This window comes from Brevibacillus parabrevis (genome assembly GCF_022701015.1).
Lineage (GTDB): Bacteria > Bacillota > Bacilli > Brevibacillales > Brevibacillaceae > Brevibacillus > Brevibacillus parabrevis.
Genome location: NZ_CP064090.1, coordinates 3,921,940 through 3,944,034, shown reverse-complemented (window position 1 = coordinate 3,944,034; position 22,095 = coordinate 3,921,940). Strand labels below are relative to the sequence as shown.

At 52.2% G+C, this 22,095-nt stretch carries 20 protein-coding genes; 14 read left to right on the top strand and 6 right to left on the bottom strand.

Annotation, left to right across the window (positions count from 1 at the left end; all coding sequences use genetic code 11):
- Positions 1–138 precede the first annotated feature (138 nt).
- The 3 genes from IRJ17_RS18165 to IRJ17_RS18155 all read left to right on the top strand — a co-directional run bounded on the left by IRJ17_RS18165 (position 139) and on the right by IRJ17_RS18155 (position 3,913).
- Positions 139–1,608 (top strand): protein adenylyltransferase SelO, encoded by a 1,470-nt coding sequence (locus IRJ17_RS18165; RefSeq protein ID WP_242771388.1) that lies wholly within the window; start codon positions 139–141, stop codon positions 1,606–1,608.
- Positions 1,609–1,854: 246 nt separating this feature from the next.
- On the top strand, positions 1,855–3,402 hold the full coding sequence (locus IRJ17_RS18160; protein ID WP_242771386.1) for an SMI1/KNR4 family protein: 1,548 nt from the start codon (positions 1,855–1,857) through the stop codon (positions 3,400–3,402).
- 13 nt (positions 3,403–3,415) lie between these two features.
- A complete protein-coding gene (locus IRJ17_RS18155; protein WP_122966517.1) occupies positions 3,416–3,913 on the top strand; it encodes a hypothetical protein in 498 nt (165 codons plus the stop codon).
- Between the two features lie 70 nt (positions 3,914–3,983).
- On the opposite strand, the gene IRJ17_RS18150 is transcribed toward IRJ17_RS18155, so the two are convergent.
- Together IRJ17_RS18150 and IRJ17_RS18145 are read right to left on the bottom strand one after the other, a co-directional pair.
- Positions 3,984–5,018 carry a YkvI family membrane protein gene (locus tag IRJ17_RS18150; protein ID WP_217020912.1) on the bottom strand — a complete coding sequence of 345 codons (1,035 nt, stop codon included), beginning with the start codon at positions 5,016–5,018 and terminating at the stop codon, positions 3,984–3,986.
- Between the two features lie 132 nt (positions 5,019–5,150).
- Positions 5,151–6,548, bottom strand: coding sequence for a hypothetical protein (locus tag IRJ17_RS18145; RefSeq protein WP_122966515.1), 1,398 nt, complete (start codon positions 6,546–6,548; stop codon positions 5,151–5,153).
- A gap of 253 nt (positions 6,549–6,801) precedes the next feature.
- Between IRJ17_RS18145 and IRJ17_RS18140 the strand changes: the two genes are divergently transcribed.
- Together IRJ17_RS18140 and IRJ17_RS18135 are read left to right on the top strand one after the other, a co-directional pair.
- Positions 6,802–8,103, top strand: coding sequence for an AAA family ATPase (locus IRJ17_RS18140; RefSeq protein ID WP_217021586.1), 1,302 nt, complete (start codon positions 6,802–6,804; stop codon positions 8,101–8,103).
- 12 nt (positions 8,104–8,115) lie between these two features.
- Positions 8,116–9,879 (top strand): VWA domain-containing protein, encoded by a 1,764-nt coding sequence (locus tag IRJ17_RS18135; RefSeq protein ID WP_242771384.1) that lies wholly within the window; start codon positions 8,116–8,118, stop codon positions 9,877–9,879.
- 106 nt (positions 9,880–9,985) lie between these two features.
- On the opposite strand, the gene IRJ17_RS18130 is transcribed toward IRJ17_RS18135, so the two are convergent.
- Positions 9,986–10,864, bottom strand: coding sequence for a 5'-3' exonuclease (locus tag IRJ17_RS18130; RefSeq protein WP_217020916.1), 879 nt, complete (start codon positions 10,862–10,864; stop codon positions 9,986–9,988).
- A 248-nt stretch (positions 10,865–11,112) separates the two neighbouring features.
- Here IRJ17_RS18130 and IRJ17_RS18125 point away from each other — a divergent pair, with 248 nt between their 5' ends.
- From IRJ17_RS18125 to IRJ17_RS18085, 9 genes are all read left to right on the top strand, one after another.
- Positions 11,113–11,313, top strand: a complete 201-nt coding sequence (locus tag IRJ17_RS18125) for an alpha/beta-type small acid-soluble spore protein (RefSeq protein ID WP_005836264.1) — start codon at positions 11,113–11,115, stop codon at positions 11,311–11,313.
- 190 nt (positions 11,314–11,503) lie between these two features.
- Positions 11,504–11,761 carry a hypothetical protein gene (locus IRJ17_RS18120; protein ID WP_063231451.1) on the top strand — a complete coding sequence of 86 codons (258 nt, stop codon included), beginning with the start codon at positions 11,504–11,506 and terminating at the stop codon, positions 11,759–11,761.
- A 101-nt stretch (positions 11,762–11,862) separates the two neighbouring features.
- Complete coding sequence (locus tag IRJ17_RS18115) at positions 11,863–12,738, top strand: M23 family metallopeptidase (RefSeq protein ID WP_173597346.1); 876 nt, start codon at positions 11,863–11,865, stop codon at positions 12,736–12,738.
- Between the two features lie 15 nt (positions 12,739–12,753).
- A complete protein-coding gene (locus IRJ17_RS18110) occupies positions 12,754–13,569 on the top strand; it encodes a GTP pyrophosphokinase (RefSeq protein WP_122966511.1) in 816 nt (271 codons plus the stop codon).
- Positions 13,570–13,652: 83 nt separating this feature from the next.
- Entirely contained in the window at positions 13,653–14,876 is a 1,224-nt protein-coding gene (locus tag IRJ17_RS18105; protein ID WP_122966510.1) for a D-alanyl-D-alanine carboxypeptidase family protein, read from the top strand.
- 179 nt (positions 14,877–15,055) lie between these two features.
- Complete coding sequence (locus IRJ17_RS18100) at positions 15,056–15,943, top strand: glycosyltransferase family 2 protein (protein ID WP_242771382.1); 888 nt, start codon at positions 15,056–15,058, stop codon at positions 15,941–15,943.
- Positions 15,873–16,661 carry a glycosyltransferase family A protein gene (locus IRJ17_RS18095; protein WP_233454168.1) on the top strand — a complete coding sequence of 263 codons (789 nt, stop codon included), beginning with the start codon at positions 15,873–15,875 and terminating at the stop codon, positions 16,659–16,661. The genes IRJ17_RS18100 and IRJ17_RS18095 overlap by 71 nt, the downstream gene beginning before the upstream one ends.
- 124 nt (positions 16,662–16,785) lie before the next feature.
- Positions 16,786–17,493 (top strand): purine-nucleoside phosphorylase, encoded by a 708-nt coding sequence (deoD, locus tag IRJ17_RS18090; protein ID WP_122966507.1) that lies wholly within the window; start codon positions 16,786–16,788, stop codon positions 17,491–17,493.
- Between the two features lie 107 nt (positions 17,494–17,600).
- Complete coding sequence (locus IRJ17_RS18085; protein WP_173597344.1) at positions 17,601–18,293, top strand: DUF4241 domain-containing protein; 693 nt, start codon at positions 17,601–17,603, stop codon at positions 18,291–18,293.
- 923 nt (positions 18,294–19,216) lie between these two features.
- On the opposite strand, the gene IRJ17_RS28335 is transcribed toward IRJ17_RS18085, so the two are convergent.
- From IRJ17_RS28335 to IRJ17_RS18075, 3 genes are all read right to left on the bottom strand, one after another.
- Complete coding sequence (locus tag IRJ17_RS28335) at positions 19,217–19,330, bottom strand: hypothetical protein (RefSeq protein WP_423751969.1); 114 nt, start codon at positions 19,328–19,330, stop codon at positions 19,217–19,219.
- A 594-nt stretch (positions 19,331–19,924) separates the two neighbouring features.
- Positions 19,925–20,788 (bottom strand): RNA polymerase sigma factor SigJ, encoded by an 864-nt coding sequence (gene sigJ / locus IRJ17_RS18080; protein WP_122966505.1) that lies wholly within the window; start codon positions 20,786–20,788, stop codon positions 19,925–19,927.
- A 44-nt stretch (positions 20,789–20,832) separates the two neighbouring features.
- Complete coding sequence (locus IRJ17_RS18075; protein WP_242771380.1) at positions 20,833–22,029, bottom strand: NAD(P)/FAD-dependent oxidoreductase; 1,197 nt, start codon at positions 22,027–22,029, stop codon at positions 20,833–20,835.
- Positions 22,030–22,095: the final 66 nt, after the last annotated feature.

The window sequence follows — 22,095 nt, the reverse complement described above, 5'->3', positions numbered from 1 at the left end:
GTTGTTTCTGAAAAATAGTGACTGATAGCCATAATAGTAGCACACATGGCACACTGGACTAAATCCCATGCATGCTTTTCCCCGTCACTTTGGTAAAATGAACAAAACACGACAAGACAAAAGGAGCCGAGGGAAACGATGACCCAAGCCCATACTGAGGCAGGATGGAATTTCGACAACAGCTATGCTTCCTTGCCTGACACCTTTTTCACCAAGCAAAATCCTACCCCTGTGCGCTCGCCGCAGCTCGTTATTTTCAATCGCCCGCTGGCAGCCGCACTTGGCTTGCAAGCCGATGCACTGGATGGGCAAGCGGGGGCGGAAGTGTTTGCCGGAAACCGGATTCCCGCAGGGGCAAAGCCGCTCGCGCAGGCGTACGCGGGGCACCAATTCGGCCACTTTACGATGCTCGGAGACGGGCGCGCCATTTTGATCGGGGAGCAAGTGACTCCTGAGGGCGAGCGATTTGATCTGCAATGGAAAGGTCCCGGACGCACACCGTATTCCCGGCGCGGCGACGGACGGGCCGCACTCGGGCCGATGCTTCGCGAATATATCATCAGCGAGGCTATGCACGGCCTTGGCATCCCGACGACCCGCAGTTTGGCGGTGGTGACGACGGGTGAAGTTGTCATTCGCGAAGACGATCTGCCCGGCGCGGTACTCACGCGGGTCGCTTCCAGCCATATTCGCGTCGGGACGTTCCAGTACGCCGCCAAGTGGGGCAGCGCCGAGGAGTTGCAGGCGCTTGCCGACTATACGATACATAGACATTATCGCGAAGCCGCCCAAGCGGAAAACCGTTATCTCGCCTTTCTGGCCGAAGTGATCCGCCGTCAAGCCGAGCTGATCGCCAAATGGCAGCTCGTCGGGTTTATTCACGGAGTCATGAACACGGACAACATGTCGATTTGCGGAGAAACGATCGATTACGGGCCGTGCGCTTTCATGGATGCGTTCGATCCGGCGACGGTGTTTTCCTCGATCGATCAGCAGGGGCGCTACGCTTACGGAAACCAGCCGCAAATCGGCGTGTGGAATTTGGCGCGATTTGCGGAAACGCTGCTCCCGCTCTTGCATGACAATCAGGCTCAGGCGATTCAAATGGCGGAGAAAGCCCTTTCCCAGTTTGCCGAGCAATATTACGGCACATGGCTGGCCGGGATGAGGGGCAAGCTGGGGATGTTTGGCGAAGAAGCCGACGATGTTTCGCTGATGGAAGAACTGCTTGGCTTGATGCAAAAGCATCGGGCGGACTATACCAACACGTTTCTCGCCCTGACTTTTGATCGCTTGAACGGGTCAGAACTGTTTGCCACCCCCGAGTTTGCCGCGTGGCAGGAGAAGTGGCAAACGAGACTGGCGCGTCAGTCTCAATCTGCGGATGACGTTTTGCAGTTGATGAAACAGAGCAATCCTGCCGTGATTCCGCGCAACCACCGTGTGGAGGCGGCGCTGGAAGCGGCTGTGCAAGACGGCGACTACAGCGTGCTTCGGCAGCTGCTTGCCGCGCTGGCCAATCCTTATGCGCACTCCGCGGAGCAGGCGGAGTACGCGTCGCTGCCGCCGGAATCGTGCGGGCCTTATCGGACGTACTGCGGCACGTAATACGTGATCGACTTGACAATTGCGCGATCCATTCCAAGCCAAGCTTGGTAAAGAAACCTTTGCTGTTTATAAGCAGAGGTTTTTTCTTTTGTGCCCTGTTTCTTTTCGTGCGTGATCTATGCCAATAGCAACATTCTTTTTAATAGGCAGTATGCTAAAATGGGTTGGTTGAAAAGAGAAAATATTCCAGCGGCGCAGCCAAGTTTGGTGCAGGCGCCGATTGGATTTGCTTGGGGAGGAGATTCCATGATTCGAGGATTGATTCAGGATGTATTTGGACTGCTGCGCACAGAGGTGCCGGGCATAGCGGAAGCGTTTCATCCACCAGCTTCGCTAGAGGAGATTCAGCGAGCAGAAGCCGAGCTTGGCATGAAGCTGCCTGGCGAATTGAAAGAACTATACCAGGTCTGCAACGGAGAAAAGGAGAACGGGCCAGGCCTGTTTTTCGGGCTGCCCTTTCTCTCGTTAACGGATTTGGTAGCAGAATGGAAAATATGGGCGGACCTGGAGAGCGACTACGCAATCGAGGGTGATCATTACTCGGTTCCGCCTGGCTGGATCAAAGAACGCTATATTAACCGCTGCTGGCTGCCGATCAGCAAAGATTGGGGCGGAAACCACCTTGGACTCGACCTCGATCCGGACGAGCAGGGCAAAAGCGGGCAAGTGATCAATTTTGGCCGCGACGAACATGTCAAATACGTAATTGCCCATAATCTGACCGAAATGCTGCAATTTATCCATGATACGGCAAAAGCGAAAAACTACTCCATCCACGAGGAAGAAGACCAGCTTTTCTGGGCGTTCGGTCAACAAGGTCCCGTTCATTTTCTCGATGCCATCCGCAAACTGGAGCTTCCGGTCTACCATCCAGTGCGCATCGATCCAGGTATCGCAGACCCGCAAGCATGGCTAGACAGTCTTTCGGAAAGCTGGCGAGAGCGCATCCAGGCAAACGGGGATTCGCCAGAGCCATTTTTGCGCGCCAAACAGCTTTACTTCATTAACGAAGGCTTGACTGATCTCACTCCGCTCAAGCATTGCCGCGAAGTCCGGGAGCTGGTGCTGAGTGCAAACAAGCTTACTTCTATTGAAGCGATCAGCGGCTGCCAGCAACTGAAACGATTGTACGTGGGGAAAAACCCGATCGCGGATCTTACTCCGCTGGAAGGGTTGCCGTACTTGCAAATGCTCAATCTGGCTCAGACAGACGTAACGGATTTGTCGCCGCTTGCGTCTTTGCCCAGGCTGGCGGAGCTGGACCTGACCGAGACGCGAATTTCCGATCTCTCCGCGCTTGCTCGTGTCAAAAGCTTGCAAAGCCTCGCCATCAGTCGTCCGGACGCGGCCATGTTGAACAGTGTGGCTGAGCTTGCGACGCTCACCGAGCTGAAAATTTCCGAACTTGGCGAAAATGCCGCAGACGCGATTAAGGTGCTGGGCAAACTCGTCCATCTGCAAACGATCAGCCTGGAAGACATGTCGCTCGCCGATTTGGCGTTCTTGCGCGGTTGCCGCCAATTGAAAACCGTCAAGCTGAGAAAAACGGCCATCGCTGATATTTCACATCTGGCCGAGCTGGAAAACCTCCAATCGCTGGAATTTAGCGGCTGCGACGAGCTTGGGCAGCTGGAGCAGCTGGGCAAATCGGCTTCTTTGCGCAAAATAACAGGCTCGTACCAGCAATTCGCCCGGTTAAAAGACTGCTTTGAACGAAAAATCGATTTCTCGACGATCACAGGCAATATGACAGACGAGGAAGACGAAATTTGGCACGCGTATGTCCGGTCATAAAAGGGGGAGGCAGATGCTGTACCTCCAAGCGCATGGCGTCGAAGAGAATGAGCTGTACTATTTTGAACTGGATGAAAATGGGATCGCCTATCGGCAAGTGACGGTTACTGACGGGCAGTCGCTTGTGTCTGCGGCACCCGATTTCATGCTGAGCGAAAAAGTCGTGGAGCGCTATGAAGGCGATGAGGATATTTCCCGTGAAGCGTTTCAGGCGATTTGGCAAAAGGCAACAGCGCCTTGCAAGGCGGCTTTTGAGCAAGCGAAGCAGCGCTTTTTGCCCGGTGATCCGGTGACGGGAACGATTGCCATGTTCTATCCGCAAGGCGTCATCATCAAGGTGAGCGATGAGGTGTATGCAGTAGCAGACGATGCGCCGCTTCGAGCAAAGTCCAAACGGGAAGAAATGTACCCGGGCTATATCGTGCAGGGAACAATCCAAGGCTATGCAGAAGACAACTTTTGGCTCGTGCTCGCGGATTGCACGATCATCGGCAAAAAGTCGGGGGCTTAGACAGACAGACGACACTGACCGTTCCGAGGCATTGTGCTCCATCCGTGTCATCCATCCATGAACGCGCCACTCACCACTTCCCGCGCGGCAACCGTATCGCAGGAACCGATATGCGGCACAGCGTAGACAGCCCCAAATAGCCAAACAATGGGTACAAAAACATGAGCAGCTGGCTGTAGCCGATGAGGCACAAGACAAAAGCCGCCACGAACAGAAACAGATAAAGTCTCGACTCCGGCAAATTCACCAGCTCGCGCAATTGCTGACCGATCCCGAACACATTGGAGATGAGCGTGGTAAAAATCTCGGAGTAGAGGACAAACACGAAAAACAGCTGAAGCCATTCGTTCCAGCGATCCGTGATGAACAAGATCGGAATGTCCATGAAGCGCACGTCATCCCAGTTTGCCAACATGGCCGTGTGCACGACGAGCAGCATGAAACCGAGCACGACTCCACCGATGACGGCGGCCCGGAACAGGACAACCTTTTCGCGGATCGCATAACCGATCGGGATCAGGACAGATTGGGCCATCGCCAGATTGAACGACACGTAAAGAATCGTTTTCCAGAGGAAGGCGTAGTTGGAGGGCTTGGCGAGCGGCAAGGGAGATTCGACGCTGTTGTCGAGCAAAATCAGCAGGGCGAAGACGAGCATGGACGGGACGACGATCGCATTGACCAAGAGAAGCTGATCCAGCCCTTTTCGTAAGATCAACAGCGAGAGCAAAACCGTCCCGGCTGTTCCGGCCAAATACGGAATCGCGAACTGCTCCTCCAATACAGAGCCAGCCCCGGCAAGCATGACGGTCGTGACGCCGAACAAGGTCAAAAAGACCAGCACATTCATCGTGCGGCCGATCATCGGGCCAAACAGCTTTTGGTTGAACGATTCATACGAAGGGGTCCGCAGCTGATGGGCGAGAAGCATCATTTTGTAGCCAAGCCAGACGAACAGCGACGTGGCGAGCAAAATGCCGACGGTGCCAGCATGGCCGTATGAAGTGAAAAACGCGAGAATTTCCTGGCCGCTCGCAAATCCGGCTCCCACGACGGTGCCGATGTAAGTCGCCGCGACCTGGATACTTTTTCCCCACAGCTTCATAGCGTTTTTTCCTTTCCATTCCAAATGGGATGCTAGTACAAGTGTATGAAGCTTGGGCCAAAACAGAAGAAAAAAAGGCGAACGGCGACTAGGCCATTCGTCTTTTTTTATGGATCAAAATCTGTTTGATAGCTACAAAAGGAACATCGCCACGATTGTCGTCACCAAAAGGCCGATTGCGACCGGATACAAGTTGCGCCGCGCCAGCTCGAACGGGTCGACGCCGCAGATCGCGGCAGCGGGGATCAAGGCCCAGGGGATAATCGTTCCGCCGCCTACCCAGATGGCGGCAATCTGTCCGAGAGCGGTCAAGGTAGCAGCGCCTGCCCCGAGCGCGGTCGCGAACAGTTGGGCGAGAGAGCCAGCCAGCGTAATGCCGGAGAAGCCCGAACCGTCCAACCCTGTGATGACGCCGACAGCCGCTACCGTCAGCGCCGCTACTTCTTTGCTGATCGGAATCGTGTGCGCGAGTGCCACGCCCAAATCGTTGACGATACCTTGCGAGCCTGCCGGAAGCACCTCGCCGAACACTTTGACAAACCCGCTGTCGCCCATGTAAAAGAAGGCGGCAATCGGAATGACTGGCCCAAACACTTTAAATCCGAACTGAAAACCGGAAATCAGGTGGCTGGTCACTTGTTCCAGCCCTTTTTGTTTGTGGGCAAGCATCGTCGCGATCAGCAAGATCAGGAGAGCGGTCCCCCCGACCAGCGCTGTCGCATCGCCGCCGCGCAAATCGAAGGCGAACATCGCGGCCACATCGAGCGCAAACAAAAGCGGAACGAGCGCTGCAAGCAAACGCCGGGTGCCTGTTGGCAGCGGAACACGCGCCGCGCTAAAGACGTGAGCGGTTGCTGGCGTGTCGTTTGTGGACGCCGGAATATTCCCCAGCCGCATGTCTTTTTTCAAATACCAGAAGGCAATGATCGTCGTGACCAAGCCCATCACGATCACGAGCGGAACACTGGCGGAAATGACGTCCTGAACAGGCAAGCCCGCCGCCTTCGCTGTCAACGTCGGCGCTCCCTGGATGACAAAGTCGCCGGAGAGCGCAATTCCGTGCCCGAACAGGTTCATCGCAATCGCCACGCCCATCGCAGGCAGCCCTGCGCGCAAGGCAACGGGCAGCATGACCGCACCGATCAGGGCGACGGCAGGCGATGGCCAGAAAAACCAGGAAATGACCATCATCACAATCCCGATCACCCAGTACGCCAATGTAGCATTGCGAATCAAATGGGTCATCGGGCGGATCATCGTTTCGTTGACCCCTGTATCTGTCAGCACATGGCTCATCGCCACGATAATACAGATGACCAAAATCGTCGGCAAAAGCTCGGTTATGGCGTAAATGAAGCTGCCGAAAATCCCGCCGATGGCTGACGTCACTGATCCGGTGGCAACCAGACCCAGCAGCGCGATTCCGACGATACTGATCAAGCTGGTGTCCCTGCGCATAACCATCATGAAAATGATGCCGAGTACGAACAACACATACACACCGTGCAACCACGCAAGTTCAATCCCCATGCTGTACCTCCTCTCGTTTTTTCGAGTCGCTTACACCCTTTTGCCACACCATATGCACAAGCAAATTCATGGGTGAAAGCCCGTGCGCCCAGGAAGGCTGACGCTTCGAAAACTGGCATTTTCGTCCACAATATGCCACTATTAAATGAGCAAGAGGCAAGCCAAGCACGATCTACTTATCGATGACTAGGGCACGAGGCAAGAGAGGGGGAACGGCGCCGTTCGTGATGATGCGAAAGTGCGCCAAACGACGATGAATACGACAACACCAATCCAGCGAAAAATGGATCAGGCGATCGAGCTGTTGGAGCGCCGTTTTTTGGAGCGAAGTGAATTGATACGCCTTTTGATGCTCGGCATGATGAGCGGGGAAAACGCGCTGCTGATCGGCCCGCCGGGAACGGCGAAGTCGCAGCTGGCTCGCTCCGTGGCACAGCTGTTCGGCTCTGAGCATTGGTTTGAATACTTGTTGACCCGCTTTACCACGCCAGACGAGATTTTTGGCCCCGTGTCGCTTCAACAGTTGAAGCTCGACCATTACGTGCGAAAAACAGAAGGCTATTTGCCGAATGCGCAGTTTGCCTTTCTCGACGAAATTTTCAAGGCGAACAGTGCGATCTTGAACGCCTTGCTGTCCATTTTGAATGAGCGGCTGTACTTCAACGGCCGGGAGCGGGAAGAAGTCCCGCTGCAATTTTTAATGGCGGCTTCCAACGAGCTGCCGGAAGATGACGAGCAGTTGAGTGCCCTGTACGACCGTTTTCTGTTCCGTTACGAAGTTCATTACTTGCAGCAGGCGTCGAGCTACGAGCGGATGTTTTCCTTGCCGAGCGGCCCGCTTCCCGTCGTTTTCTCGCTGTACGATATGAAAGACATTCAGGCCGCGGCGAAGCAAGTGACCATCCCGGAGGCGCTGATTTACTTCCTGTACCGGATCAAACAGGACATGGAAGCAAAAGATTACGTGCTGTCCGACCGCCGCTGGAGCAAAATTGCCGGGGTGTGGCGCACGTCTGCCGCCCTGCACGGCCGGGATCAGGTGACGATATGGGATACGGTGTTTACGCCGCACATGCTGTGGGACTTGCCGGAAGACTTGCCGGTCATGCGCGAGCTGTTCGAGCAGCAATTCACACAAATGCTCAAGACTGAGCTGGAAAACGAACTGCCTTTGCAGCGCTTGCAGCAAACCGCAGATAAATGGAAGGAAAAGGAATCGGAACTGCACGCTTTCCAGTTCAAAAAGGAAGTCGGCGCCAAGCTGGGCAAAGAAGCCGTGGAGCGCAACGGACAACTGCTGGAAGCATGTCGGGCCGAGCTGGAAGAGACGGCCAAAGATTTGCGCAACCGCCTGATCCAGTGGGAAAAGCGCGAGCACGATCTCGGGGCGTATGTGCTGGAAAAAAACCGCTTGATTCACAACGTAGAAAAATATACGGTCAAATACTCGTACTTGCGTATCGAAGGCGAGCGCATTTTGCAGCAGTTGCAGAAGACGTACCGGACGATTTTCGATAAAGACATTGCCGGAGCGGAGTACGATTTTACGTTATAGGGGGTAGCGACGATGATGATTCGTGCCAGCGGGGTCGATCGCTATCTGTTTGAGACGTATCTCGCTGCTTCGCGCACAGCCCAGGAATGGGTACTAGAAGCGCAAACCCGTGCCGAGTGGTTTGATCGCGAGCTGCTCGCAGACTTTTTTCTCGTGTTTTACTTGGAAAAGCCCGAGATTGATGCAAGCCAGGAATCGACCCCTTTTCACCATTGGCTGATTCGCACGCTGATGAAGCAGTATTTTACGCGAATGATCCATCCCCGGACGATGGGCAACGAAAGTGCCGCCTTCAAGACGGCGATCAAGTCGCTTTTGTGGCTCACGGAGACTTTCGCGGACGAAGTGAAGCAGCGCCAAAAAGACCGCAAACTCACTCCGCTGCTCGCTGGCCTGAAAGAGCAGGAGGGACAGGAAGGGACAAAAGAGGCGCAGGTGGCTGATTTGCTCACGGAAAAGCAAAAGGCGAAGCTGGAGCTTGTCGGCTATACGCTGCAACAAGGCAAGCGTGTGGTGGAAGACAAGCAGGAGGCGCTAGACAACAAGCCACTCGTGCGTGCGGAAATTCTCGCTCTGCAAACGAAAATCGCACAGCTTCGCGAGGAAATGAGCGTGCAGTTCACGAAGCGAGCCAAACTGCTGCAAAAAGTGAAAAAGCTGGAGGAAGAGTTGGCGCAGCGGGAAAAGCAGCTTGATCGTCTGCAAAAGCAGGAAAAAGACGCCATGGACGCGCTGGAAAAAGAGCTCGGCCAGTGGCTGGAGCAGTCTTTGAAAGGAACGCTTTCCACAGAAGAGCTGGATACGCTGTTTGTCGATGAAGTGTTCGCCGCAAGCCAGCGTTTTGCCAACCGCAGTTGGGGTCACGACTTGGGCAAGCTGCGCAGGCAAAGCTTTGAGCAGTATTTGAAGTGGATCGAAAAATTGAAGCGCCATCCCGATCTGGTTGCCTTTTTAAACGAGGTCGGTCGTCAGGTGCATCGCTTTCGGGTACGGCGAAAAGAAATTCGTTCCCGTCATTTGCCGGAGGAATACTACGATTTGCGGCAATCGGGCGATATTGCCCACATGCTGCCAGGCGAAGCGGTACTGCTCGCCGATCCGGACTTCGAGAACTACTTCCTGCTCAAATGGGTGGAGCAAAAACTGATGACGTACGATACGTCCGGTTGGGTAGAGGAACCGCCGAAAGGGCCTGTCATCTGCATGCTGGACACCTCTCATTCGATGCGCGGCGCGAAGCTGCGGCTGGCGCAAATTTTTCTCATGACGTTTGCCGCCCTGTCCATGCTGGAAAAGCGGGATTTCGTCCTGCTTTTGTTCGGCGCAAAAGGAGAGTTGAAGGAGCAGCCGCTGTATCATCGCAAGCCGGATTGGGCGGCTTTTTACAGTCTGGCGCAAATGGTCTTTGGCGGAGGGACGCATTTTGATGCGCCGATGAAGCGGGCGATGGAGCTTGTCGAGACGGAAAAAGCGTGGCAAGGAGCCGATTTTGTGATGATCACGGACGGCATTGGCGGAATCTCGCCCTACGTGCAGGAAAAGCTGGTTGCCCTCGGGCAAAAGAAACAAGTGCGCCTGCACAGCCTGATTGTCGGTTCCGCCAGACAGCATCTTGTCCAGACGTACGATTTGTTTGGCGTCTCCCATCGGGTTCGCTTCGCTACGAGCTGGGAGGCAGAAGGGGAAGAAAATACCGGGCTTTTGCTCGACGTGTTTGAGTCTTCCCGCCAGGAGCAAGCGAAAAAAGCAAATCCATACAAGCGAACACCTCGTTGATAGCCAGCGAGGTGTTTTTTCACTGTGTCGCCGAGACAGGTAAACAGGAAAAAACGCTCCGACTTCTACGGGAAAAGTCGGAGCGCAGCGGTTATCGGCTTTATGATTAACCTACTCTTGTCGCCAGACTGCGGCCAAATTCGAGTTCTTCAAATTTGCCAAGCACAGTCGAGGAATCGTACGTCCAGGCCGCTTCCTCCATGGAAAACTCCACAGGCACGTCGCGAATAATTGTCGCCAGCTTCTGGCTCAAGTACACTTGATCGCGATGTTCTTCCAGCTTGCTGCGCATTTTTGGCGTGCAGTTTTTCAAGTTTTCGTACAGGTTGTCCAGGTTGCCGTGCTCCGTAATCAGCTTCGTCGCCGTTTTTTCCCCGATTCCCGGGCAGCCCGGAATGCAGTCGGACGTATCGCCCATCAATGCTTTGACGTCCACCACCTGTTCAGGAGAAATCCCGCGCAAAGCGAGCAGGCTCGCCGGGTTGTAATGCTCATGCTTGCCGCCGTTTTTCAGGATTTTCACGCTGACTTTTTCATCGACGAGCTGCAAGCTGTCATAGTCGCCCGTCGCAATGACGATTTCATGTCCTTCGTCAGACAGACGCGTGGACAGCGTGCCGAGCACATCGTCACCCTCGTATCCCGGACAGCCAATGTTCGGGACGGAAAAGGCAGCGGTCAGTTCCTTGACCAGGTCGAATTGCGGGATCAGCTCGTCCGGCGGCGCCGTGCGATTGGACTTGTAGCCGTCAAACCATTGGCTGCGCACGAGCGATTCGCGCGACGCCACATCCCAGCCGACGATCAGGTGGGTCGGGCGCACCAGCTCGGCGTAATCCAGCATCATTTTCGTAAAACCGTACACCGCATTCGTGTAAATACCTGTGGTTGTTTGCCGATAGGCACCGCCCCAGGCAGACCCGTAAAACGCGCGAAATAAAAAGCTCATGCCGTCGATGAGCAATACTTTTCCTGATTCACTCACAAAAGCTAACCCCTCTCAGCTCCAAACTATACGCCTCATTATAGCATAAAGGGCCGGGACAACTTTGTCAGATTTTACATTTCGCTGGAGCGTATGGAGATGCGATCTCGTGGGATGATAGTATCACAAGAGGTTGACAACCACCTCTTGGCCCTCAAAATCATCTTCCGGTCTCAGTCGGTGAGAGGCGAGCAGCAGGCGGTTCAAATCCGTCCCGGGAGAAAAAAACGCGTCGGGAGGAATCAATCATGGCTAACAACAACGGAAGCAGCAACAACCTGGTAGTTCCTCAAGCGAACCAAGCTCTGGATCAACTGAAGTATGAGATTGCATCTGAATTTGGTGTAAATCTCGGCCCAGACACTACTTCTCGCCAAAACGGTTCGGTTGGTGGCGAAATTACGAAGCGTCTGGTAAGTTTCGCTGAGCAACAAATGGCTGGCCGCTAAGCTCATCGCTCGGACAAGTAAATAGCTGGATGAAGAGAGGTCCCTTCTACGGGGCCTCTCTTGTTTTGCGTTGCAGCCCTTTCTTTTAGACAGGGTGCAAACACACAAGCACATTCGCGGACTAGTCATATGGTGTAACGAACAGCTATCTATTCTTGTTTGTACATGCGAAAGGAGTGACGTTTCGACGATGAAGAAAAAAGAAGTGAAAAAGCTTCTGAAGGAAAATCCTGAATTCGAAGCGTGGGTCGTGGAAGACTCCATGCGCGTCCGGGCAGTCAGGAGCAATCCCGGCATGGCGGAAGAATTGTTCAAACGCTGGAATGATCGCAAAAGAGGGCGGCTTGATTTTGACAACATCTCGCAAAAAACGAAACGGGCCAGCGAAATGCTGACCGGAGTGCAATCGATCATGGACATGATGGCAGACTACACGAAGAAACTGTAAAAAAGCTGCTGTGACTGGAGAAGGCTAGTCGGATAGCCTTCTTTTTCTTTTTCCTTTCAAGTTCGGTTTTGTTATACTAGAAAATGGGAGGGAGCGTGCTTATGTTCCAATCGATGGTCAGTTTAATGATGGTCGTTGCGTTGACGCTCACGTCCGGAACGACCGTTTACAGCCAGGTACTGGAAGGCGCTTACGCGAGTGCAGAGAAACAACAACCGTCGCTTAGCGTGACGCCAGCCAAGACGTATCCCGGCGATGTTATTTTGGTGCGCAGCAAACAGCCTCAAACGGTCACGCTCTTTTCGCGAACATACCGTTTGCAGTCCTCTTCTAACGAGTATGCCCGATTTATCCCGATTCCATTTGACATGAAGCCGGGAGACTACAAGCTGCAATCGGCAGACAAAAAGCTGTCTGTTGCCGTGACGGTTCAACCGAAAAAGTTCGAAGTGGACAAGCTGACGGTAAGCAAGCAAATGAATGCCATGCGTCAGGATACGGCCCGCATCGATGCCGATCAGAAAAAAATCAACGCCGCTCGCGCAAGCTCACGGGCGACTCCGTACTTTACCGAACCATTTATCGTACCGACGAAAGGAACGTTGACTACCCCGTTTGGCTACCAGCGCGTGGTCAACGGAGTGCCTGCCAATCGCCATGCAGCGATTGACTTGGCCAACAAAACAGGAACGCCGATCTGGGCGAGCAACAACGGCAAAGTCGTTTTGGCAGACTCGCTTTATTTGACAGGCAACACGATCATTATTGATCACGGTCTAAACGTGTTTTCCATCTACGCACATATGTCGAAGCTGTCCGTCAAGGCCGGGCAGGAAGTGAAACAGGGTCAGGTGATTGGGCAAATGGGCACGACGGGTTTTTCTACAGGCCCTCACCTTCATTACGGCATGTTGATTGGCAATACGTACGTAAATCCGCAGCCGTTTTTTGATGCATCACCTTTCCTCTGGAAGTAATTGGAGGTGTTTTTTATGAGAGGTACCCATGTGCCAAGCAAAGTCTTGAACAATATGGTCCATTTCTTGGCACCGTATGAACAGGCAGTAGAGGAATTGAAGCTCAAACTGAAAGGAATCAAGTACGGCTTTTTGAAAAGCGGCCGCTATTCTCCGATTGAATTTGTGGTGGGGCGAGTCAAAAAAGTGGACAGTCTCATCAAAAAGGCGAACGAGAAGGGAATCGATTTTCAGCAAGCCAACTGGCAAGAGGAAGTCGGCAAGGAAGTTCAGGATATCGCGGGCTTGCGCGTAGTTTGCCGCTATGTCGATGACGTCAGAGAAGTACAGCAGTTGTTGTATGAGCGGGAAGATATCGTCATTCACGACATCAAGGACTACATCGCTAACCCGAAAGATTCCGGTTACCGCAGTATCCATATGATTGTTTCTTATACCGTATATCACGGGAGCGAAAAGCGTACCCTTTTTTGTGAAATCCAAATTCGTACACTTGGCATGAACTTCTGGGCGACAAACGAGCATGAGCTGCGCTACAAATACGACGGAAATATTCCGAAGGATGTGCTGCAACAGCTGCATGAAGCGTCTGTCATCACCCATCAGCTCGATGTGTTGATGAACAACCTGCGCCAGGAGATTTTGACTCCGGCGGAAGTGGATTCGACGCTGGAAGAAAAGCTGGAAGAAATTTTTTCGCTCTACGTCAAACAAGATTTGGAGTCTGCCGCAGCTTTGTACCGCGAGCACGTCAGCGGCTTCGAGGAAGCTTTTGCGGACAATCCGAAGTTCAAAATGATTCACGATTTGCTCGGCAAGCGGTTGAAATAACGGCCAAAGCCGAGCTTCATCCAGTCAAATAGTCAAAAGCCATACGTTAACACCCGACAAGCAAGGAAAGGATTTAGACTAACATGCGCTTTCTACTCACGTACCTTCTCGTTGTGGTCACGGTGATGGTCAATCTCGACGTGCCTGTGGCTTTTGCTGAGGGAGCGCCTGCGATTGCACCAGACCAACTGTTTGGCGAATCGGCCATCCTCATCGATGCGACAACGGGACAAGTCCTGTTTGAAAAGAACCCTCATGTCAGGCTATACCCTGCCAGCATAACGAAAATCGCTACCGGCATTTACGCCATCGAAAAAGGAAATCCGGATGATACCGTCACGGTTTCCAAAAAAGCCAGATTTGAAGAAGGAACGCGGGTTTACCTGGGAGAAGGCGAGCAAGTTTCGCTGCGCAAGCTGGAATACGGCTTGCTGATGCACTCGGGAAATGACGCTGCGACCGCGATCGCGGAGCATATGAGCGGCACTACCGAGCAGTTCGCCCAGGAACTGAACGCTTACTTGGCTGAAAAAGTGGGCGTAACAGAAACTCATTTTGCCAACGCACACGGCTTGCACGATCCGAACCATTACACGACAGCCGCCGACATGGCCAAAATCGCCCAGTACGCGATGAAAAACCCGATTTTCCGGCAAATCGTCGGCACAAACCGCCTGCCATGGGACGGGAAGGAATGGAAATCGGAGCTGATCAATCACAACAAGCTGCTGCGCGATTATCCCGGGGCAACCGGGATCAAGAATGGTTTTACCGATCAGGCGATGCATACATTGGTTGGCTCTGCCAAACGCGGCGATACGGAGATGATCGCTGTCACGATGAAAGCGGCTTCAAGCAACTATGCGTACAAAGACGTAGTCAAGCTGCTTGATTTCGGGTTGAACGGCTATGAGACGAAGCAAATTGCCGCCAAAGGAGAGCGTTACACAGAGGTGTCGTCACCAGGCAGTGACAGCCAAGTGACTTACTCGGCAAAGGATGATTTGTATGCGACTGTTCCAAAAGGCACGGAGCCGCTCGTCCAGCTCGCTTCAGACGGACAGCTCTCCGTCACGGCCGGGGCACTTGCGGTTTCCTACCCGCTAGAGCGCCACGATCCACCTGTGCAACCGAAACCGACAGTAATCGCTTCGGCGTTAGCATTGGACGACAGTCCTCCCGTGGCGCGGTACAGCGTGCTGATCGCCTGGCTGGGGATGAATTTGTTCTTGATCGGCTGTGCCATCGCCCGCTCGCGCAAAGCGCGTCGAGTCCGGCAGCGCGATTGGCAGCGCCGCGTAAATTGACAAAAGGGAACGCAAAGCAAGCAATCAAAAGCAGGGCGACGGACAACGCTTCCATCGTCCTGCTTTTTTGCATGCGGATTTGGATAGAACGCGCGGGGATAGCAGCCGTGTCCTATTGTTGCCGGGAAACGTACAATATGGGTAAAGCCTTACATTTCTGTCGATGGGGGGAACTGCCGATGGACGCTACACACGATGTACAAGGTCTTTTGTCCGTCATTATCCCGACCCATGACCAGGCCAGGAATGTAGAGCGCTTGGTTCACGCTGTCAAGCAAGTGACTCCTGGCGCGGAAATGGTCATCGTCTGCGCAGGGTTGCAGCCCCATGCGGACGATGTCTCTGTATCTTACGTGTGGGGAGCGAAAGTGATTGCGGCCGAGAGCAATGCCAGCAGCAGCGAATGCCGGGCGATTGGCGCCAAGCACGCCACAGGAAGCGTTCTGCTTTTTCTGGACGAGCGAAACGGCTTGTCACAGGCTTGTTATAAAAAGTGGATCGCAAAAGTCCAGCAAGGCTATGACGTCGTCATGTGCGCAGACGACTTTGGACAGGCAAAAACGAAGCCGGGCTCTGTCCGCTACGCCTTTTCCTTCCTGAATCAGTTGCTCGGTCATCGGCAGTTCGGTTCGGCTTCGTTGGAAAAGGCTCCGTTCATACTGAACCGCAAGGCGTTGGAGACGATCGACTTTCGAGCCTTGTGCATTCCGGCCGTGGCGCTTGTGAAAGCCGTCAAAAAAGGTCTTGCCATCACCTGTGAGCCAATCGAGCGCTCCGCACGAAAGCGATTGCCGCCAAGTCAGGCTTTAGCCAAACCAAAATCAGTCTTATTCGAGGAACATGCGCGAGCGATTCACATGCTCCTCCAAGATAAAAATGAGCGCGGAGCCATGCCGGATGGGGAACGGCACCGGATTTTGGCGCAAGAAACAGGACTTTTGCATCTGCGTTCTGTGTTCTACCAGGAATCAGACGACAAGGAGGCCGATGGATGGGGTGCCAAACGGAAAGAAAGGACCAAGAGAATCCGCAAGAGAGCGCAAAGACACAAAAGGCGTCCGCATTAGCCATGTGGAAAAATGGGAGAATCAGGGCAGACTAAGCATTATCGTCGGAGTCGAACAGGATGAAAAAACGGTGCTCAAGGTGCTCAAACAGGCTGAGAAGCTCTGCCCCTTGGAAATCGTCGTCGTCGTGCACGGCAGTCAAGATCGCTCGCTGGAACAGGTGCTTTCCTACTCTGGCAGCGCCTTGCGCATCTTCGTCTATCCTTTTGCGCTCGGGGAAGATGTGTGGCGTACAGTGGGAGCGCGCGAAGCGACGGGCGACGTGTGGCTGTTTCTTGCGGCGGAGCAAATCGTCGCCGCCCACGAGCTTCAGCCGTTTGTCCGTTCCTGCTATCGCGGCGGTGATATTGCTGTACGGCACGCCGCCTGTTCACCTGTAAGGGTGAAGGAAGAACAGTACCCGGTGCAGTTAGCCAAACAATTCCTCAATAGCTTGCTCAATCGCAGTGAGCTTGGCGGTGCGTCGATGAACGATCTTCCTTTTGCCATCACGCGGGAAGCTGCTTCCTCGATCGGTGCCCACTATTTTCTCGTCCCAGCCGTAGCACAAGCGATCGCTTTGCAAAAAGAACTGCGCGTGACATCTATCCGCACGAGGATTGAGCGGCTTTCAGGCAAGGAGCAGCGAATCACGCCGGAACGCGATGCGCAAAGCAAGTTGACAGACTTGGGAGATCACCTGGAGGCCATCTCCTTTTTACAGCAACCAGACGAATGACATACACGGTTCAAATAAGCGATGCTGCCATAGTATCGCTCTCTATTTTTCATTTTGCATCGTTCGGTTTTTGTAGTACGATAGTCAGGTAGGAAATTTTTTGTAAGAGAAGGAGCAAGCGATTATGAGTATACATATTGGAGCGAAGCAAGGACAAATCGCAGAAACGATTTTGCTGCCTGGCGATCCGTTGCGCGCCAAATACATTGCGGAAACTTTCCTGGAAGGCGCCGAGTGCTACAATGAAGTGCGCGGCATGCTCGGATTCACAGGTACATACAAAGGCAAACGCGTCTCCGTCCAAGGAACAGGCATGGGCGTTCCGTCTATCTCGATTTACGTGAATGAACTGATGGAGTCCTACGGCGTGCAAAACTTGATTCGCGTCGGAACGTGCGGAGCGATCCAGGAAGACATCAAAGTGCGCGACGTCATCATCGCGATGAGCGCTTCTTCTGATTCGCAAGTAAACCGCTTGCTGTTCAACCAGATTGATTTTGCTCCGACAGCGAGCTTTGAACTTTTGCACAAAGCTTACCAAGTAGCTTCTGAACGCAACCTGTCGGTCAAAGTCGGCAATATTTTCACCAGCGACAGCTTTTACCGCGAAAATTTTGACCTGTACAAAAAACTGGCGACTTACCAGGTGCTTGCCGTCGAAATGGAGTCTTCCGCACTCTACACATTGGCCGCCAAGCACAAGCGCAACGCCTTGTCCATCTTGACCGTAAGCGACCACATTTTGACCGGAGAAGAGACTTCGGCAGATGAGCGCCAAACGACGTTCAACGAAATGATCGAAGTGGCGCTGGACGCAGCTTTAACGAAATAAACAAGCAAGAAACGAATGCGAAGACTGACAACCCGCTGGCAACTACCTGACAGTGGGTTGCTTCATTCTGTAGCGATACCAAATGGATTTGCTAGGAGGAATGACGTGTGAGAGAGCATTATCCTGATTTTTTTGAGAGCGCATTTGCAGCAGGATTTCGTACGGAACAGGACGGCTATGAATACCGCCTTTTCCGCCAAGACATCGGCCAGCTCCAGATTCAAACAGGAAAAATCGTCGCCAATGACCCGCTAGTCATGTTTGAGACGGAACCATTTACGGAAACATTCCCGACAGGCAGCTTCCCGGTTCAGCTCGCGATTGCACAAGTACAGCATTTGGGTGAAGCGAAGTCGCCAGAGGAAGAATTGGAACCGGATGAGCGCGTCGCTTTGGCCCGGATTGTGTTTGCAGATAAGCCGGTAGTGAGTTGGAAAATGGCGGTCTGGGAAAACTCGGACGTCTCTCAGCTCGCACCTCATGAGTTTTTTGGCTACGGGGTTGACGCAGGCACAGGCTGCTTTATGGACGAAGTGGCATGCAAACAACTGGAGAGCAAAATGGAGCAGGATGATACATACTTCGAAACATTGATGGAGGAAATGGATCAGACGTACAAACACACACGGAACTGGCTGGTGAAAGACATGGGGGATGGCGCAAACATTGCCATGTTTTCGTCCGGCTGGGGCGATGGCAGCTACGCGAGCTATATCGGTTACGATGCAGATGGGAAAATCGTTCGCTTGTTGACGGATTTTTACGTGATAGGCTGGATGGAGTCTCCAGAAGAAGAGTAGCGATTGGCTGAGGGGATCGACAAGAGGTAGTGGAGCAAGGAAGAGAAGAGAGAGGATGGCGTAGCCTCGATTCACGCCAAACAGAGTGCCGCTTTTGCCGGGCACTCTTTGTTTTTATTTTCGTTTGCCTGGTTTTTTCTCCAAGTAGTGGGCCAGGTTATTTAGCGTATCTTCGTAGGATCTTTTTTTGGAAGAGGTGGTGGCTGCCGTCGATTTTGTTTTTACTTTTGTCATGTCGGGACCTCCAGGTGAGTGTGGTGTTTTTTAGTCATAGTGATCTTAATTATACTATAATTTAAATTACAATAAATGTAAATATATAATTTTAAAAATATTTCATTATTTTCGTGTGAGTGAATTTTTGTGGTGTTGTCTGAGGGACATGTCTTAGAGCGTGGTGGTTTGTGGCTTACGGTTCATAGATCCAGAGCTTTCACAGATTCGGGGCTACTGAAGCTATTGTGAAAGCTTGCTTGGATTTGTTGTCATGGGATGCATCTGTTGAGCCAGCGGAAAATCGGCAATGCCGGGCATTTACGTCTATTAGCTATTTGATGTGAGACTTTGACGAATGATGCATTTTGTCGAATGAAAACAGTTTGGATCATGCCGGTTATTTGTGGCGGCTGTATGGCAAATGGCTGGTTATGTACGGTTGGCCTGAGTTGAGCTTATTGTTGGTGCTGGTTGGTCATTTTCGGCTGGGATAGGTGGTTCTTCACTGCTGTTTTGCTTGATATTATTTTGAGTCCGATAATATATATTATGTAAACTGATAAAAAGAGCAGAAATCGTTGAGACTGTTGTCTGTTAACGTAAACATTACTCCATTGGTACAAGAGTTTAAAAGCAACATCTGTACATTAAAGCAAAAGTGGTTGCATCATTTGTGCAACCACTTGAACTTGAAAAGAAGGAAATCTCTAATAGTTTAATGGATTGGATTCAAGCACTGAACGCATTTTTTCCTGTTTGATCTTCGTATAAATTTTATTAGTACTGGGGTCTTTATGGCCAAGAAGTTCAGAAATAGCCAGTAGATCTGCATTTCCTTCGTTATATAGAATGGTTGCGCATGTATGTCTTAATTAGTGCCGTTTAAGTTCATTCTTATTAAACTCAGTTCATGAAATAGCATTTTCATGAACTGAGTTTCAATCATATTATAACTTTTATTTTTTGATCGTGCTTAGCATAATTAAATTTTTGGATGATTCTTTTCATTAATTATGCCTCTTATACGTATTCTTTCCTTTGCTCACCAATTTCCCCTAATGGTTTTGTTACCGATTGACCAAAACCCCCGCTACGCTCTGGGAATCCCGGATGACAGACAATAGTGTTTGTATAACCTACCCCTCCCTGTAAACATACTATTCGATGCAGACTTGAATAATAATGATATTGTTAGGTAAACAGGTAGACCCAGCACTCTCATGAACAACCATATAAGAGAGCGAACACCGTAGAAGTGTTCGCCCAAAGAGTCGTTGTGTATAAGTGTCCAATTTATAGTAGTATTTCAAACGGCGGCAGGCCTGAACGAGAAAATAAAGTTATAGACTGCCGCTGTATTGTTGATCTAACGTTTCCTGTTTGTTGTATGGTTTATGAAAATTTCATTTCACTACCTAAACCTGGGCAAGCTTATCCGGGTTACGTACAGCATAGATTCGCGTAAGCTTTCCGTGTCGGAGTTGGATGAATACTGCAGCCACGGTTTCGCTCCCCAAACGGATTATGATGCTGGTCTCCCCGTTCAGAGGGACAACCTCGAAACGGAAATCTCCCTGGGAATAGGACCTTAACTTCTGGATTCCGGCGAATAGAACTCGAGCCACAAGCTCGGGTGTTTTCACCGGATGCCTGAACGCTTTTGCTTTCCCGCCTCCGTCGGCGACGAACATGACGTCTTCGGCCAACAGCGACATTAGATGATCAACGTTCCCTTGCTCCAGAGAGATGAGGAATCGGCTAACCCATTCCAATTCGATTACTTCGGCCGCAACCTGCTCATCCTCGGCGATGCCCATTTTGTTTCTTGCCCGGCTTAACAGCTTGCGGCAGTTCGCCTCTTGCTTGCCGAGCAGTTCCGCAATTTCAGGGTAGTCGAAGCCTAGCGCCTCACGTAGGACAAAGACCGTCCGCTCTGTCGGCGTCAGCCGCTCGAGCAGTACAAGCATCGCGTATGACAGCAGATCCCGGCGGATGACTGTCGTCTCGAGCGATTCCGCCTCCTGCGTCCGAACCGGTTCGGGGAGCCATGGACCGATGTACAACTCCCTCTTCTTCCGTGCCGATTTCTGCAGATTGAGGCAACGATTGGTTACCATTTTGCACAAATAAGCCTTAGGCTCATCTAGACGTTCGGGATGTACTTGGCACGCCTTGACAAACACGTCCTGCACCGCATCTTCCGCATCTGCTGCGGAACCTGTCAATTGGTATGCCAGAGTGAACATAAGCGCTCTATACTGAACGAACAATTCCTCCATCCATCATCTCACTCATTTCGGCTGTTGATTGTGGTATCTATTTGCTAGCGTAGCATGCTGCCTTTGTCCCACGCCAGTTTTCTGATTTTCCACCCCAGTTTTCCCGTTATGAACATATTAAGCCCCCACTTTCTTCCCCATACAAACCCGCGATCTTCTCCTAAGCCGATACAGAAGAAATCGATTATCGAGCTAGGGGATTTGTGAACCGGGGCAGGGCGGCCCTCCAGATCGGCCATTACGATTCTCCCCAGTTTATCTGCCTGCAGCGCACCTTCTCCGGCTCTCATCAGATCCGCCTTACCATTACTCGGATCAACGATTCTTGCACAGTCTCCGATGCTGTACACGCCCTGCGCTCCTTGGACGCGGTAACATTCATCCACCAGCACTTGACCATCCGAAGTAAGCGGCAATCCCATGCTTTGAAGGGCGGGATTCGGAATCAAACCAATTGTCCAGATACATAGACCAACGGGCAGACGGTCGCCATTGCTGAGCTGCACCGCATCTTCTTCCGCCTTTGTCACTTTACGATTGTAAAGAACTTTTACGCCGCAATTGCTGAGAGCCTGATCCAATTTTATCCCGACTTTTTCGGGCCCTTCCATGAACAATCGTTTTTGTCCACTCAACAAATAAACAGAGATATCTGAGGGGTTCAGCCCTAGTGACGATGCTTCTCTCCGCATCTCAAGCGCCAGCTCGGCAGATGTCTCAACGCCGCTGATGCCCGCGCCCGCAACCGCGATCGACATCAATCTCTTTCGTTCCTCAGGATTCATCTCACAAACTGCCTTCCGCAAGTTAGCATGCCAGCGTTCCCGGATGGCCGCCGCAGCTAGCGGATCGGTCAAGGCGATGCCGCCCCGATCAGGTTCCGGTCTCCGAACGATGCTCCCGACCGCCACGACCAGAATATCATATGGCATGAGAGCATGATTACCATGCGTATCTTCATATTGAATCTGTTTTGCCCCGCTGTCCACGGACGTAACCTTGCCTTGAACGAATTCGACACCTTCTGAGAACGAATAATGTGTCCACGGAACCATAATGTCTTCCTGGCCGACAGCCGGCCGGAACAACAGCATTTTGCGCATATGACCGGATTGCTTGTCGATCAGAACAAACCGAAGACGACGTCCGTTCACCATTCCATGTGTTTCTTCCTTTATCGCTTTAAGCGAATGAAGACCTACATGGCCTCCTCCAATGATTACGCAAGTTAAGTCGTTCATCTTTCCTCAGCTCCTTAACGTTTTGCACATATAACAACGTAAGGCTCTGACTTGTGACATCGAATA